The 13,179-nt window shown below is 71.3% G+C and carries 10 protein-coding genes; 5 read left to right on the top strand and 5 right to left on the bottom strand.

Features of this window, described 5'->3' with window-relative positions:
* Positions 1–9: 9 nt before the first annotated feature.
* Complete coding sequence (locus tag ACIBLC_RS30950; RefSeq protein ID WP_399214631.1) at positions 10–681, bottom strand: hypothetical protein; 672 nt, start codon at positions 679–681, stop codon at positions 10–12.
* A gap of 236 nt (positions 682–917) precedes the next feature.
* Here ACIBLC_RS30950 and ACIBLC_RS30945 point away from each other — a divergent pair, with 236 nt between their 5' ends.
* The 3 genes from ACIBLC_RS30945 to ACIBLC_RS30935 all read left to right on the top strand — a co-directional run bounded on the left by ACIBLC_RS30945 (position 918) and on the right by ACIBLC_RS30935 (position 5,398).
* Complete coding sequence (locus ACIBLC_RS30945; RefSeq protein ID WP_399214630.1) at positions 918–2,132, top strand: HupE/UreJ family protein; 1,215 nt, start codon at positions 918–920, stop codon at positions 2,130–2,132.
* Positions 2,133–2,262: 130 nt separating this feature from the next.
* On the top strand, positions 2,263–4,239 hold the full coding sequence (locus tag ACIBLC_RS30940) for a fibronectin type III domain-containing protein (protein WP_399214629.1): 1,977 nt from the start codon (positions 2,263–2,265) through the stop codon (positions 4,237–4,239).
* Between the two features lie 82 nt (positions 4,240–4,321).
* A complete protein-coding gene (locus tag ACIBLC_RS30935; RefSeq protein ID WP_399214628.1) occupies positions 4,322–5,398 on the top strand; it encodes a WxL protein peptidoglycan domain-containing protein in 1,077 nt (358 codons plus the stop codon).
* A 30-nt stretch (positions 5,399–5,428) separates the two neighbouring features.
* Here the strand turns inward: ACIBLC_RS30935 and ACIBLC_RS30930 are convergent, their stop codons facing one another.
* Positions 5,429–5,593, bottom strand: a complete 165-nt coding sequence (locus ACIBLC_RS30930) for a hypothetical protein (protein WP_399214627.1) — start codon at positions 5,591–5,593, stop codon at positions 5,429–5,431.
* Positions 5,590–5,829, bottom strand: a complete 240-nt coding sequence (locus ACIBLC_RS30925; RefSeq protein WP_399214626.1) for a helix-turn-helix domain-containing protein — start codon at positions 5,827–5,829, stop codon at positions 5,590–5,592. The genes ACIBLC_RS30930 and ACIBLC_RS30925 overlap by 4 nt, the downstream gene beginning before the upstream one ends.
* 244 nt (positions 5,830–6,073) lie before the next feature.
* Here ACIBLC_RS30925 and ACIBLC_RS30920 point away from each other — a divergent pair, with 244 nt between their 5' ends.
* Positions 6,074–8,965: an ATP-binding protein gene (locus ACIBLC_RS30920; protein WP_399214625.1), complete on the top strand. Its 2,892-nt coding sequence runs from the start codon at positions 6,074–6,076 to the stop codon at positions 8,963–8,965.
* Between the two features lie 82 nt (positions 8,966–9,047).
* Positions 9,048–9,545, top strand: a complete 498-nt coding sequence (locus tag ACIBLC_RS30915) for a hypothetical protein (protein ID WP_388679794.1) — start codon at positions 9,048–9,050, stop codon at positions 9,543–9,545.
* Between the two features lie 60 nt (positions 9,546–9,605).
* Here the strand turns inward: ACIBLC_RS30915 and ACIBLC_RS30910 are convergent, their stop codons facing one another.
* The gene (locus ACIBLC_RS30910; protein WP_399214624.1) at positions 9,606–11,585 is read right to left on the bottom strand and encodes an N-acetylmuramoyl-L-alanine amidase; all 1,980 of its coding nucleotides are present in this window, start codon (positions 11,583–11,585) and stop codon (positions 9,606–9,608) included.
* 342 nt (positions 11,586–11,927) lie between these two features.
* Complete coding sequence (locus ACIBLC_RS30905) at positions 11,928–13,073, bottom strand: aminoglycoside phosphotransferase family protein (RefSeq protein ID WP_399214623.1); 1,146 nt, start codon at positions 13,071–13,073, stop codon at positions 11,928–11,930.
* Positions 13,074–13,179 lie beyond the last annotated feature (106 nt).

Raw genomic sequence — 13,179 nt, 5'->3', positions numbered from 1 at the left:
AGTCCGGCGCTAGAAGTCGTCCACCCACACCACGATCCCCGTCCACCCCGAGAGGACCGCGGCCGTACCCGCCCGGACCGCGGCGGCACAACGTGCCGCGGTGAACGACGCGGGGTCGTAGGCCGAGGACATCCCGAGTCCCTCGCCGCGGAAGGACGCTCCGGACCAGTCGACCGAGGTCACGTTGTGGGTGGGTTCGGCCAACTCCGCTCCCACCACCAGGAACTGCTGGGAGAGATGGTTCGGTGTGACCGTCGCCAGCGCGTCGATCAGGTCGTTGCCCGCGCTGACGACGAGATCCGGCCGCATGCCGATCGCCCTGTCGACGGCGGGGATCATGTCGGAGACGTCGGACACGGTCTCCGTGCGCAGGTCGACCCGCTCGTGATCGGCCCATTCCCGCACCGCGGTCACGAGGGTCTTCGTCGGCCGGTCATCGCCCGCGGTCAGCAGGACGACCCGGAAGTCGTCGGAAGGCCGCACCGCGGACCACGAACCGGGCCGCGGGGTGATGGTCGCCTCCGGCGCGGGCGAAGCGGCCGGAGCGATGAATCCCCGGCCCAGCTCGCCGACGGCGGAGGGCCGCGGGTGCGGCTGTGACCAGGCGTCACCGCGACCGCAGCCGGTGACGAGGGCGGCGGCCGCGGTCAGGGCGGCGGCGGCCAGGAGCGGGCGGCGCAAGACGATCGTCCTCCGTGACACGGCCCGCCCCGGCACGGTGTGGTGCCGGTGGCGGGCTCGCGGAAGTGGCTGGTGAGGCTGACGCGGGGTGGTGTGCCCACCATCCTGCGCTCCCGCTTTCGGACATCTCCAGCCGCGCGGCCTCGATCGAACGTTTGTTTTCACATGGTTCGCCGAACGGCCGACCTGGGTTCACCCCGGACCAGCACGGTGCACGGGCAACCCCAAGGAGCCCCATGTCACACCATGTTCGCCGCCCACTGGTCGTTCTCGCCGCGGCGGTGTTCGTCGTCCTGCTCGGCCTCGCCCAGCCCTCCGCCGCCCACGGCTTCACCTCAACCGTGTACGTTCACGCCACCGGTGGCGGTGACGACCGACTGCGGACCGAGCTCAGACTCGAGTACGACCTCCTGGTGGTGTCCGCCGCCGACGCCGGACACGAGGACCCTCTCTTCCGCGCCGGAACCGAGGCGTTCGACGCCGGGGACACCGACGCCGAGGCCGCGGCCCTCAACACCCACCGCGCCACGGTCGTCGACTACGTCACCCGGCGCTTCACGGTCTCCGCCGACGAGGGCGCCTGCCGAGCCGAGCAGGCCGGTGGGTTCCGGATGGGCCGGGAAGAGGGCGTGCCCTACGCCCTGCTGACACTCGACTGGACCTGTGCGGGACGCGGCGACGGCGACCACGAAATCCGCAGCGGCCTCTTCCCGGACGCCGAGGAGTACGTCAAAGGCAGCAAGACCATCGTCACGTACACGGTCGACGGCCACAGCGGCAGCGCCGCCCTCGACGCCGCCCACCCGTCCTTCTCCCTCGGCCAGGCCTGGACCGAGCGCTTCTGGGAGTTCTTCCGACTGGGCGCCGAACACCTGCTGACCGGCGTCGACCACATCCTGTTCCTGCTCGCGCTCATCGCCGGATCACGGCGACCGCGCGAAATCGTCCTGGCGGCCACCAGCTTCACCCTGGCCCACTCGGTGACGTTCCTGCTCGCTGCCCTCGGCGTGGTGGACGTACCGGGGCGCGTCGTGGAACCCGTCATCGCGCTGTCCATCGCCGTGGTCGCCGGCTGGCACCTGTGGCGCATCCGTACGCGTGGCGTCCACGTCTCCGACCTGTCGGTCCCGGAGGGCGGTCACTTCGCGCTGGACCGTGCCGGGTGGACTCGCCTGGGTGTCGTCTTCTGCTTCGGCCTGGTCCACGGCCTGGGCTTCGCCGGTGCCCTCGGTATCGACGCGGCATGGTCGTGGACCCTGCTGTGGTCCCTGCTCGTCTTCAACGTCGGTATCGAAACGGTGCAGTTGGCCATCATCGCCCTGGTGTTCCCGCTGTTGCTCCTGCTGCGGCGCCGTTCCCGCCGGGCGGGCCTGTGGGCGACCGGCGCGATCTGCGCGGGCGTCGCCGTCATGGGGCTGGTCTGGTTCGTGCAGCGCACTTTCGGGCTGTGAGCAACCGCGCGGCACCTCCTGGATGTTCAGCAGACCCCGAGGTCGCATTTATGCGGGGTTTACCTGGGACCGAAAGCTTGACGATCTCCATTGCACGCACACACCGTGTGCACAGAAGAAACGACACTTCATGAGAACAAAGCTCTTCGCACCGGCAGGCAGGCCTGTGCGACGCCGCGCGGGCAGTATCGCCGTCGCGGCATCCGTGGGCCTGCTCCTGGCCTTCGGCGGTGGACTGGCGTCCCCAGCGGTCGCCGCCGACTCCGCCACCCTCACCGGCATCGTCCTCGGTGTCGGCGCCAACGAGACCCAGCGCACCGTCAGCTGGTACTCCTCGGCCGACACCACCCAGAAGATCCAGGTCGCCCCCACCGCACAGCTGACCGCCGGCGAATTCCCCGCCGACGCCGCCACGTTCGACGCCCTGGGCGGCGCCAACATCGCCACCAGCGGCGGCTACAACCGCCACGCCACCATCACCGGCCTCAAGGAGAACACCACCTACTCCTACCGCGTCGGCAGCGAGGGCAACTGGTCGACCGCCTACTCGTTCAAGACGCAGGACTTCGAGGGCGAGTACGACTTCCTCTTCCTGGGCGACCCGCAGATCGGCTCCTCCGGAGACGTCGCGAAGGACCAGGCCGGCTGGCAGGACACCCTCGACGTCGCCACCCGGGCGAACCAGAACGCCGAACTCCTCGTCTCCGGCGGCGACCAGGTCGAGACCGCCAACACAGAGTCCCAGTGGAACGCGTTCCTCGCCCCCGACCAGCTGCGCCAGTACCCGTTCGCCGCCACCATCGGCAACCATGACGTCGGCGGCAAGGCGTACGAGCAGCACTTCTCCACGCCGAACACGGACCGCTCGGGCGCGTACTACTCGAACGGCAACCCGGCCTCCAACACCTCTGGCGGCGACTACTGGTACATCTACAAGGATGTGCTGTTCATCGACCTCAACAGCAACAGCTACACCAGCACCCAGGGTGGCGGCGGCGACGAGGCGCACACCAAGTACGTCACGGACGTCATCAACCAGCATGGCTCCGAGGCCAAGTGGAAGGTGCTCGTCTACCACCACTCGATCTACTCCCCGGCCTCCCACGCCAAGGACGGCGACAACAAGGTGCGCCGCGTCGACTTCCCGACCACCTTCTCCAAGCTCGGCGTGGACCTCGTCCTGCAGGGCCATGACCACAGCTACTCCCGTAGCTACCTCATCAAGAACGGTGCGAAGGCCGACAAGGACGAGCAGCCCGGTGCCGCTGACGTCTACCCCGGCCCCGGCGGCGTCCTGTACGTCACCGCCAACTCCTCCTCGGGGTCCAAGTACTACGACATCACCGCGCCCGACAACAGCGGGACCAGCGGTGCCGGCAACGGCGCGGACCCGCTGAACCCGGACAGCTACTGGTACAACTCGGTGCAGAACCAGGAGCACGTCCGCAGTTACGTCAAGGTGCAGGTGCGCGACGAGAAGCTCGTCGTGGAGAACATCCGCAGCGGCACCTGCGCGGCCCCCAACTCCGAGGTCGAGCACGGCGACTGGTGCAACAACACCACCGCCGAGCAGCCCGTCGGCTCGGTGGTCGACAAGGTGAGCGTCCACCCGTACAACGGAGACGGCCAGTCCCTCCAGGTCAACGTGCCCGACGCGGCTCCGGGTGAGTTCGGCTGGACCATCGACGGCTACAACGGTCTGGTGGACCTCGGTACCGCCAAGGAGGAGGACGGCGACCACTTCACCGCCTCCGGCAAGATCAACCCGATCCTCGTCACGGACTCCCGCCGCACGCTCTCCCCGTGGTCGGTGTCGGCCAACGTGAGCGACTTCAAGGACGCCGACAAGACGTTCCCCGGCTCCTACCTCGGCTGGACGCCGTACGTCCTCGACCAGGGAGCCGGTGCCCAGGCCGGTGTCTCCGTGGCCTCGGGCTACGACGACCAGGGCAAGGGCCTCTCCGTCTCGCGCGGCCTCAGCTCCGCCGAGCAGGGTCACGCCCGCGGCAAGGCGAAGCTGGGCGCGGACCTGGACCTCAAGATCCCTGACTCCGTCCAGAAGGGCGGCTACCGCGCCACCCTCACGATCACCGCACTGAGCAGCTGACCCAACCCGCTCCACCCGCGGGGCAGGCGGGGCAGCCACTCGGCCGCTCCGCCTGCCCCGCCCCTTCCAGGAGAACCCCCTGATGCGCACATCCCCATCCCGCCGCCGTACCGTCCCCGACCTGCTGCGTTCCGTCGTCCTGGCGCTGCTGGCGGCCCTCGTACTCACCGGCACGTCCACCGGCCCCGCCCAGGCGGCCGACGGCGACGTGACCTGGACGGTCAGGACCGCCGCGAACGGGTTCGGGGACGACCGGTCCAGCTTCAGCTACGGCGTCAACCCCGGCGGTCAGGTCAAGGACGCCATGGTCGTCGCCAACCACAGCGGGAGTCCACTCCGTCTCGCGCTCTACGCCTCCGACGGCTACACCACGGAGAAGGGCCAACTCGACCTCCTCACACCGGAGAAGAAGTCCGTCGGCATCGGCGCCTGGGTCCGCGCCACCAAGGACAGCGTCCGGATCGCCCCCGGCAGGACGGCCGAAATCCCCTTCGCCGTCACCGTCCCGCGCAACGCCACCCCCGGTGACTACGTCGGCGGCATCCTCACGTCGCTCAAACAGTCCGACGACACCGAGGGCATCGCCGTCGACCGACGCCTCGGCATCCGGATCAAGCTGCGCGTCAGCGGCGCTCTGAAGCCCACACTCGCCATCGAGAACCTGCACGTCGACTACCACGGCACCGCCAACCCCTTCGGCCAGGGCGACGCCACCGTCACCTACACGCTCCACAACACCGGCAACGCCCTGCTCTCCGGAGCCCAGCAGGTCACCCTCAGCGGCCCCTTCGGAACGCTGAACACCCGGGCCGGCCGCATCGCCGCCGTACCGGAGCTGCTCCCCGGCGAGCGCTGGAATGTCGTGGTCCCCGTGGACGACGTCACTCCCGCCATCCGCCTCACGGCCGAGGCGACCGTCACCCCCGCCATCACCGACGCCGCCGGCTCGACCACCTCCCTCAAGTTCGTCCGGGCCACGACCACCGGCTGGGCCGTGCCCTGGACCCTCGTTCTGCTGGTCGTCGTCCTGCTCGCAGCCGGCGCGGCCGTGTACCTCCTCCGCCGCCGCAACCGCGCCCGCCGTAAACAGCGCGAGGACGCCCGCGTCCGTGACGCCGTCGAGCAGGCCCTGCAGGACCGCGCCGAGCAGCGGGCCTGAGCCCGCACCTCCCGCCTGTCGACGGCGTGTTCAGCCGCCGGGTGCCCGCGCGGCCCGCATCCGATCCGTCCGGGGCGGGCCGGAGGGCAACGGCAGACCGGCCTCCGGCGCGGGAAGAGCGTAGAGGGCGTACAGACGACGGCGGATCGTCTCCGCCGGGTACTGGTCGCCGTAGACGACGTTCTTGAAGATCACGCCTGCCAGGACGCTGCGCAGCGGGACCTCCTCCACCGCGGGTTCCTCGGCCCCGCGCGCTTGCCGGGGAAGTAGTACGTGAGCAGTCCACGGGAGACACCGGTCCGCGCGGTGATCTCCGAGATGGTGGCCTCGTGGTAGCCCTTCTCGGCGAAGACCTCCAGGGCCGCCGCGAGCATCCTCTCCCGCGACTGTGCCCTCAACTCCTCGTTGGCCTCCGCCGACCGTGGCGACACCCGCTACCCCGTCCCTGGTCACGCCGGACCGGTCGTGCCCGGCGCGACCATTGTCGCCGCTCCGTTCCGACACTCCACCATCGGCTGTACGGCCGGTCCGCGCCCAGGACGACATGAGTCGTTTGGTGGGGAACAGTGGTCGAACGGCATCCTCCGGAGTGCTTCCGGCGTACGCTGAGCTGCCTGTTGGTCACGGAGCGCACCTGCTCCCCGCGCCGGTGCGCACCGTGACAGGGGGTACAGCATGGGGCAGCGCAACGCACGGAACAGCAGGACGCTTTTCGAGAGGGAGAGTGAACTCGCCGCGGCCGAAGAGGCGTTGGGCGAACTCACCGGACTGCGCGGAGACGGCTCCGAAGCACCGGGGCGTCCCCGCGGCGCCCTCCTCGCCTTCGCCGCACGCGCCGGACTGGGCAAGACGACACTCCTCGCCGAGATCCGCCGCCGCGCCGCGGCCAAAGGCTGCACCGTGCTCTCCGCACGCGGCGGCGACCAGGAACAGAGCGTCGCCTTCCACGTCGCCCGGCAGCTGCTGCAACCACAGCTCGCCGGTGCCGCCGAGTCCGAGATCCGCTCCTCGCTCGGGAGTTGGTACACGATCGTCGGCCCGGCACTCGGGCTCTGCGCGCCCGCCGAAGGCGCCCCGCCCGACCAGCAGGGCCTGCGCGACGGACTCGACTGGGTGCTCACTCACCTCGCCGTGCGGCGCGCCCCGATGGTGCTCGTCCTGGACGACGCGCACTGGGCCGACCCGGAATCACTGAGCTGGCTCGCCGCTTTCGCGCCGCGCGCGGAGGAACTGCCGCTGCTGCTCGTCGTCGCCTACCGGCCCGAGGAACTCCCCGACCACGCCGAGGCGTTCAGGAAACTGCCCGGCCGCGCGGGCCAGCGCCCCATCGGTCTCGAACCACTCAGCGCCGTGGCCGTCGCCCGCCTCGTACGGGAGGACCTCGGCAGCCGGGCCGACGACGCGTTCTGCCGCGAATGCTGGGCGGTCACCGCGGGCAACCCGTTCGAGGCGGTCGAGCTGACCGCGAAGGTACGCGACCGGGGGCTGACCCCGACCGAGGGGGGAGCGTATCTGCTGCGCGACCTGGCCGCCGCCGTCAAGGGCAGCGGCCTGATCGCCCGCCTGGAACGCCTTGGCACGTCGACCGTGCGGTTCGCCTGGGCCTGCGCGGTCCTCGGCACCGAGATCCAACCGACGCTCGCCGCCGCCGTCGCCGGACTCGGCACCGAGGAGGCCGCCGACGCGGCCGACGCCCTGCGCGGCGCCCGCGTCCTCACCGGAGTCGACACCCTGGAGTTCGTGCACCCGCTCATCGCCACCGCGGTCTACCGCGCGATCCCCGGCGGCATCCGCGTGGCGCTGCACGGCCAGGCCGCCTGGTGCGTGGTCGACGAGGGGCTCGGCCCGTCGGCCGCCGCACGGCACCTCATGGAGACCCACCCCGACGGCGACGACTGGATCGTCCAGCAACTGCGCGCCGCCGCCCGCGAGAACCTGCGCGCGGGCGCCCCCGACGCCGCCCGCCGCTATCTCGCCCGCGCGCTGCGCGAACCGCCGCCCTTCGAGGAACGCGCCGCCGTCCTGTACGAACTGGGCTGCGCCTCCCTGCTCACCGAGCCGTCGACCACGGTCAACCACTTGCGTGCCGCCCTCGAAGAACCCATCGCCGACCCGGAGTTGCGCCGCAACATCGTCTACCGCCTCTCCCAGGTCCTCGCCCACAGCGACCGCCTAGCCGAATCCTCCGAGACGCTCGCCCACGAGATTTCCCTGACCGGCGACGCCCGGGTACGGCTGCGCATGCAGTCCGAACAGTTCATGTGGGACGCCTTCCGCGCCGACGAACCCGACTCGCCCGCCCGCTCCCGCCGACTGGCCCGCCTCGCCGACCGGCTGACCGGCCGCGACCTCACCGAGCGCTACGTCATCGGCCTGCGCGCCTGGGACGCCACGCTGCGCGGCGAACCCGCCCACGTCGCCCTCCAGCACGCAGAACGCGCCCTCACCGGAGGACTCGGCTGGGCCGAGGCCGGCCGCGGCTTCGAGGTGCCCGTCCTGGTCGCCCTCACCTTCATGTACGCGGACCGGCCGGTCCGCACCGAGGAACTCTTCGCCACCGGGATCGCCGACTTCGAATCCCAGGGCTGGCACGGCGCCCACCTCTCCTTCGGCTACACCCTGCTCGCGTACGTACGCTTCCGGCGCGGTCGTCTCACCGAGGCCGAGGACTTCGCCCGGGCAGGCCTCAGGCTCGCGGAGCGCGTCGGGGCCGCCACTCCCGTGCACTGGTATTCCGTCGGTGTCCTCATCGAGATCCTGCTCGCCCGCGGCCGGGTCGCCGAGGCGGCGCGGACCGCCGAGGACTACTCGTTCGGCCCGCCCTTCCCCGCCGCCGTGACCTTCCCGGACGTCCAGACCGTGTACGGCGAACTGCTCCTCGCCCGCGGTCTGACCAAGGACGCGGTCACCGAACTGTCCGCGGCGGGGCGCCGCCTCGACCCGCGCGGCATTCGCAACCCCGCCTGGTGTCCCTGGCAGCTGCACCTCGCCCGGGCCGAGAGCCACGACACCCCGGAACGCGCCATCGGCACGGCACGCGAAGCGGTCGACCGCGCCCGCCAGTTCGGCGCCCCCTCTGCGGTCGGACAGGCACTGCGGGTGGCGGCGGAGGTCTCCGCCGGCTCGGCCCGCGTCGAACTCATCGAGGAGTCCGTCGGCCACCTGGAGACTTCCCCGGCCGCCTACGAACTCGCCTGCGCGCTGATCGCGCTCGGCACCGAGCTCCGTCGCGCCGGACGCCCCGAGGAAGCCGCCGAACACCTCTACCGCGGACTCGACGCGGCCGTGCAGTGCGGTGCCGACGGGCGCGTCGACGAGGCCCGCGACGAGCTGGCCGCCGCCGGGCTCGGGCCGCGCCGGCCGCACCGCGCCGAGACGGACGCACTCACCGTCCGTGAGCGCACCGCGGCCGCGCTGACGGTGCGGGGCCGCACTCCGGCCGAGATCGCCGAGGAGCTGCACACCGACAAGCGGACCGTCGTGCGACTGCTGTCGGCGGTCTACCGGAAGGTGGGAACGGAGCGTACGGGGCTCGGTTCCGCGCTGGAGGAACGGGCGGCCCAATAGGTCGGGAGGAACAGCCGTCCCGAGGGCGGTCACAGGGGCGCCCGCGGGGCCCGGTTCACGGCCGTGCACGTACCATTGCGGCATGTCCTTCCTCCGCCGCCGCAGTGCCACTCCCGCCGGGCCCGACTTCGATGTCCTGGCCATGGACCCGGGCGACTGGCCGGGCAACCTCGGCGCCGGCCTGCTGCCCGCTCCCGACGGCAGCTGCCAGGGCGTCTTCCTGCGCTACGACCTGTTCGGCGGCCGGGGCCCCGCGATGATCATCGGCAATCTGCCGGAGGGCTCCCCGGCCCGGGACGTACCCGAGGGAGAGGTCCCCTTCGAGGTCGCCCAGCTGCTGCTCGCGCTGGAGAACGACGAGGAGGTCACCGTCGTCGGCACCGAGGACATGCCGGTGATGCAGGGTGACAACCTTCTGATCGTGCGCCGTCTCAAGCTCTCCGAGACCCGCATCTCCTGTGTGCAGTTCGACCGCAGCGACAAGGTGCTGGTCACCATCGCCGCCTGGGACCGCCCCATCACCGACGACCTGTACACCCTGCTCAAGCCGCTGCCGGCGGAGCTGTTCCAGCAGGGCTGAGTACCCGCCGCCGGCTTCCCGTCGAGGGCGTGGGGCCGGCCGGAGCCGGCCCCACCATCACTACAGAGCCGACGGCAGCACCCGTACGTCGGCGGCCCGTACGAACGCCACCCGGTGCCCGAACTGGATCTCGTAGTACATGTCCTTGCCGATCACGACCTTGTGCGGCGCGGTGTCGAACGTCGGAGCGTAGTAGTACTCGCCCGGCACCCGGTCACCCACCGCGTACTCCTGGCCCGCGAGCAGCTTGTACGACAGAGGTGAGACCGTCTGGACAGGGATCCCCGCCGGGTACGCCTCCTTCTCCGGGTACGCGCGACCGTAGACGGGAATGTCCGTACGGCCCGACCTGGGCGTGACCACGAGCCCGGCCGCGCTCACCGCCGTGGGCTGCTTCCGCGGGTTCTTGAACCAGGCCTTCTGGCCCAGGTACCAGATCGCCGTCCAGTCGCCGTCACGGCCGGCCACCGCGTACCGCTGCCCGGTGGAGACCCGTGAACCGATGTCGTTCACGTCGGTCGTCGAGCCGCTGCCGTCCGGCCGCAGACCGATGTCCTTGATCAGGGGCGAGTTCTCGTCGGCCGCGCTGTACAGCCGTACCTCGCTGGAACCGTGCACGGCGCAGGGCTCGCCCTTGGTGACGCAGCCCGTGTAGGCGGGCCGGTTCGCGGCGAAGTCCGGGAGTACGGTCACCAGCCCGCCGCCGGCCTTCGCCGTGCCGCGGAAGGGGTGGCCGAGCAGGGTGAAGTAGTGCTGCCAGTCCCAGTACGGGCCCGGGTCCGTGTGCATGCCGGGGATGGTCGCGGTCGTCGTGCCCGGGACGTTGTCGTGGCCGAGGATGTGCTGCCGGTCCAGCGGAATGCCGTACTTCTTGGCAAGGTAGACCACCAGCCGGGCCGAGGACCGGTACATCGCCTCCGAGTACCACGCGTCCGGCGAGGCGAGGAATCCCTCGTGCTCCAGGCCCACGGACTTGGCGTTGATGTACCAGTTGCCCGCGTGCCAGGCCACGTCCTTGGCCTTCACGTGCTGGGCGATGTGACCGTCGGTCGAGCGGAGGCTGTAGTTCCACGACACGTAGGTCGGGTCCTGGACCAGGTTAAGGACACCGTCCCAGGCGCCCTCCGTGTCATGGATGACGATGTACTTGATCTTCTGTGAGGCGGGCCGGTCGCCGAGGTCGTGATTGCCGTAGTCACCCTCGCCGAACTCCTCGTACGGCGCCGGGATCCACTCGCAGGAAACGGTCGACGGGCACTCGGTGCCGGCCGCGGAGACCGTACGCAGACCGGCTCGCCCGAGCGACGCGGTGTCCGGGCTCAGTGCGGGCTGAGCCGCCAGCCGGACCTGCTGACCGGCGTCCGTGGTGCGCTGTTCGCCGCCGCGGATCACGTCGTAGACGTCATCGGCGTACGTCGCCGCCGTCGCGCTGTCGTCCGCGCCCGAGAAGCGCGCCACCGCTCCGTACCAGTCGGCGGCATCCGCGCTCAGCGGCTCGCCGAGGTCTCGTTGCGCGTCGGCGAGGAGTGCGGCGCCGCCCGCCACATTGGCGGCCGCGTCCGTACGCAGCCGGTCCGCGGGGAGGCTGGTGAGCTCGGCCGCCTTCGTCAAGGTCTTGAGGCGGGCGGGGAGTTCGGAGTTCTCCGGCACCGAGGCGGTGGTGTGCAGGGGCGCGCGCGAGCTGTCGCCGCGGGCGTCCTCCGTGCCCTCGCTGTGGTGCGGTGCCCCGGCGATCGCCGTACGCGCGTCGGTCAGGTGCATCGGGCCGTATCCGCCGGTGACGCTCGGCGCTCCGCCGTGCGAGTCCCAGCGGGACTGGAGATAGGAGACGGCCAGGAGCACACTCTGCGGCACGTGGTACTCGGCGGCCGCACCGGCGAAGGCGCTCTGCAACTGTGCCGAGGAGGCGGGCGAGGCACTGTCGGCGGGGGCCGCGCCGAGCAGCGGCAGCAGCAGTGCCGCCGAGGCGATGGTGCCCGCGGTTCTGCGCACGCGTCTGTGCCCGGTGGTGGTCCTGAGGTCGGTGGCGGGTCCTCGCAAAGCAGCCTCCTGGGACGGTCGAGCGCGGTGGGGCGGGCGGGACTGAACGTTCGTCAGTGGTATCGGGTCCCCGACGATCCGTCAATCATGCCCAGTGGAAGGCGATTTCCCATGTCAGCGAGGGATGAACGGGGTTTCGTGGCGGGTGGCCGTCCCGCCTGCGTGGCGTCAGTGGAGTGGACCATTGGCCCAGGTGCTGGACGTAGGGTCCGGCTCCGCTCGGCCCGGGGCGCGGCATGACGACAGCCGGATGCGACGGCGCCCGGATGCGGTGAAGGCCGGACACGACGAAGGTCCGCGGTGCGCCCCTGTCCAGGGCGCGACCGCGGACCACCGTCCCCGTCAGCGAGTGCCGACCGCCGCTCGAACGGCCTTGCGGGCCATCTGGCAGTCGTCGTGCAGCCGCCTCAGCAGCAGCCGCTGTTCCTCGCCGGACGGCGCGGCACCCGGGTGGGCAGGTCCCGGTGCCGCCGGGGTCGCGTCGTGCAGCGAGCGCTGCACGGCTGTCTCGTAGGTACGGATCTCCCGGGTCAGGACGAGCATCAGGTTCACCAGGAAGGCGTCACGCGCCGCCGGTCCCGCCGACTGCGCGAGCTGGCTGATCTGCCGCCGCGCCACCGGAGCGTCACCGAGGACCGCCCACAGGGTCGCGAGGTCGTACCCCGGCAGATACCAGCCCGCGTGCTCCCAGTCCACCAGCACTGGACCGGCCGGTGAGAGAAGGATGTTCGACAGGAGGGCGTCGCCGTGGCAGAACTGGCCCATGCCGCCCTGGCGGCCGCCCGAGTGCGCGATGCCGTGCACCAGCTTCTGCAGATCGCCCATGTCCCGGTCCGTGAGCAGACCCAGCTCATGGAAGCGGGAGATCCGCTCCGCGTAGTCCAGCGGCGTGTTGAAGGTCCCCACCGGAGGCCGCCACGCGTTCAGCCGACAGATGGCACCCAGTGCCGCCCGGATGTCCGCGCGAGGCGGAACCTCGGCCGGATGCCGCTGGAGCGCGGCCACCCGGCCGGGCATCCGCTCGATCACGAGGGTGCAGTTGTCCGGGTCGGCGGCGATCAGCCGGGGCACCCGGACCGGCGGCCGGTGCCGCACGAACGAGCGGTAGGCAGCTATCTCATGGCGGACCCGCTCCGCCCACAAGGGGGAGTGGTCCAGTAAACACTTCGCGACTGCCGTGCTGCGTCCGGTCGTGCCGACCAGGAGCACGGAGCGTCCGCTGCGGCGCAGTACCTGGACCGGGGCGAACTCCGGGCAGATCCGGTGCACCGACGCGAGCGCCGTCCGCAGCTGCGCGCCCTGAGGGCCGGACAGGTCGAGTCTCCCGCTGAGCGGTTGGGTGCCGAGCCCCGGGACGCGCCGCGACCTGCCGGCGCCGAGCACGGGGCCCGCCGCCGGACGCGCGGGGTCGAGGTAGGGGCCGCTGCCCGCCGGGCGGGGGTGCAGCGACCGGGGCGGGGCGGACACGGAGGACGATGCTGTGTACATGGGCGAAACAGATCCCTTCGTGTGCCTGCAAGATGCCGCGCTGCCCGGCCCGGCCGCCCTGGTGCACCCTGGGGAATGTCCTGGGGCAACCGGGTCGGGGTGGCGC

The sequence above is a fragment of the Streptomyces sp. NPDC050535 genome, from assembly GCF_044457665.1.
Taxonomy (GTDB): Bacteria; Actinomycetota; Actinomycetes; order Streptomycetales; family Streptomycetaceae; genus Streptomyces.
The sequence above is the reverse complement of the archived record's forward strand: the minus strand, read 5'-3'. Positions and strand labels throughout refer to the sequence as shown.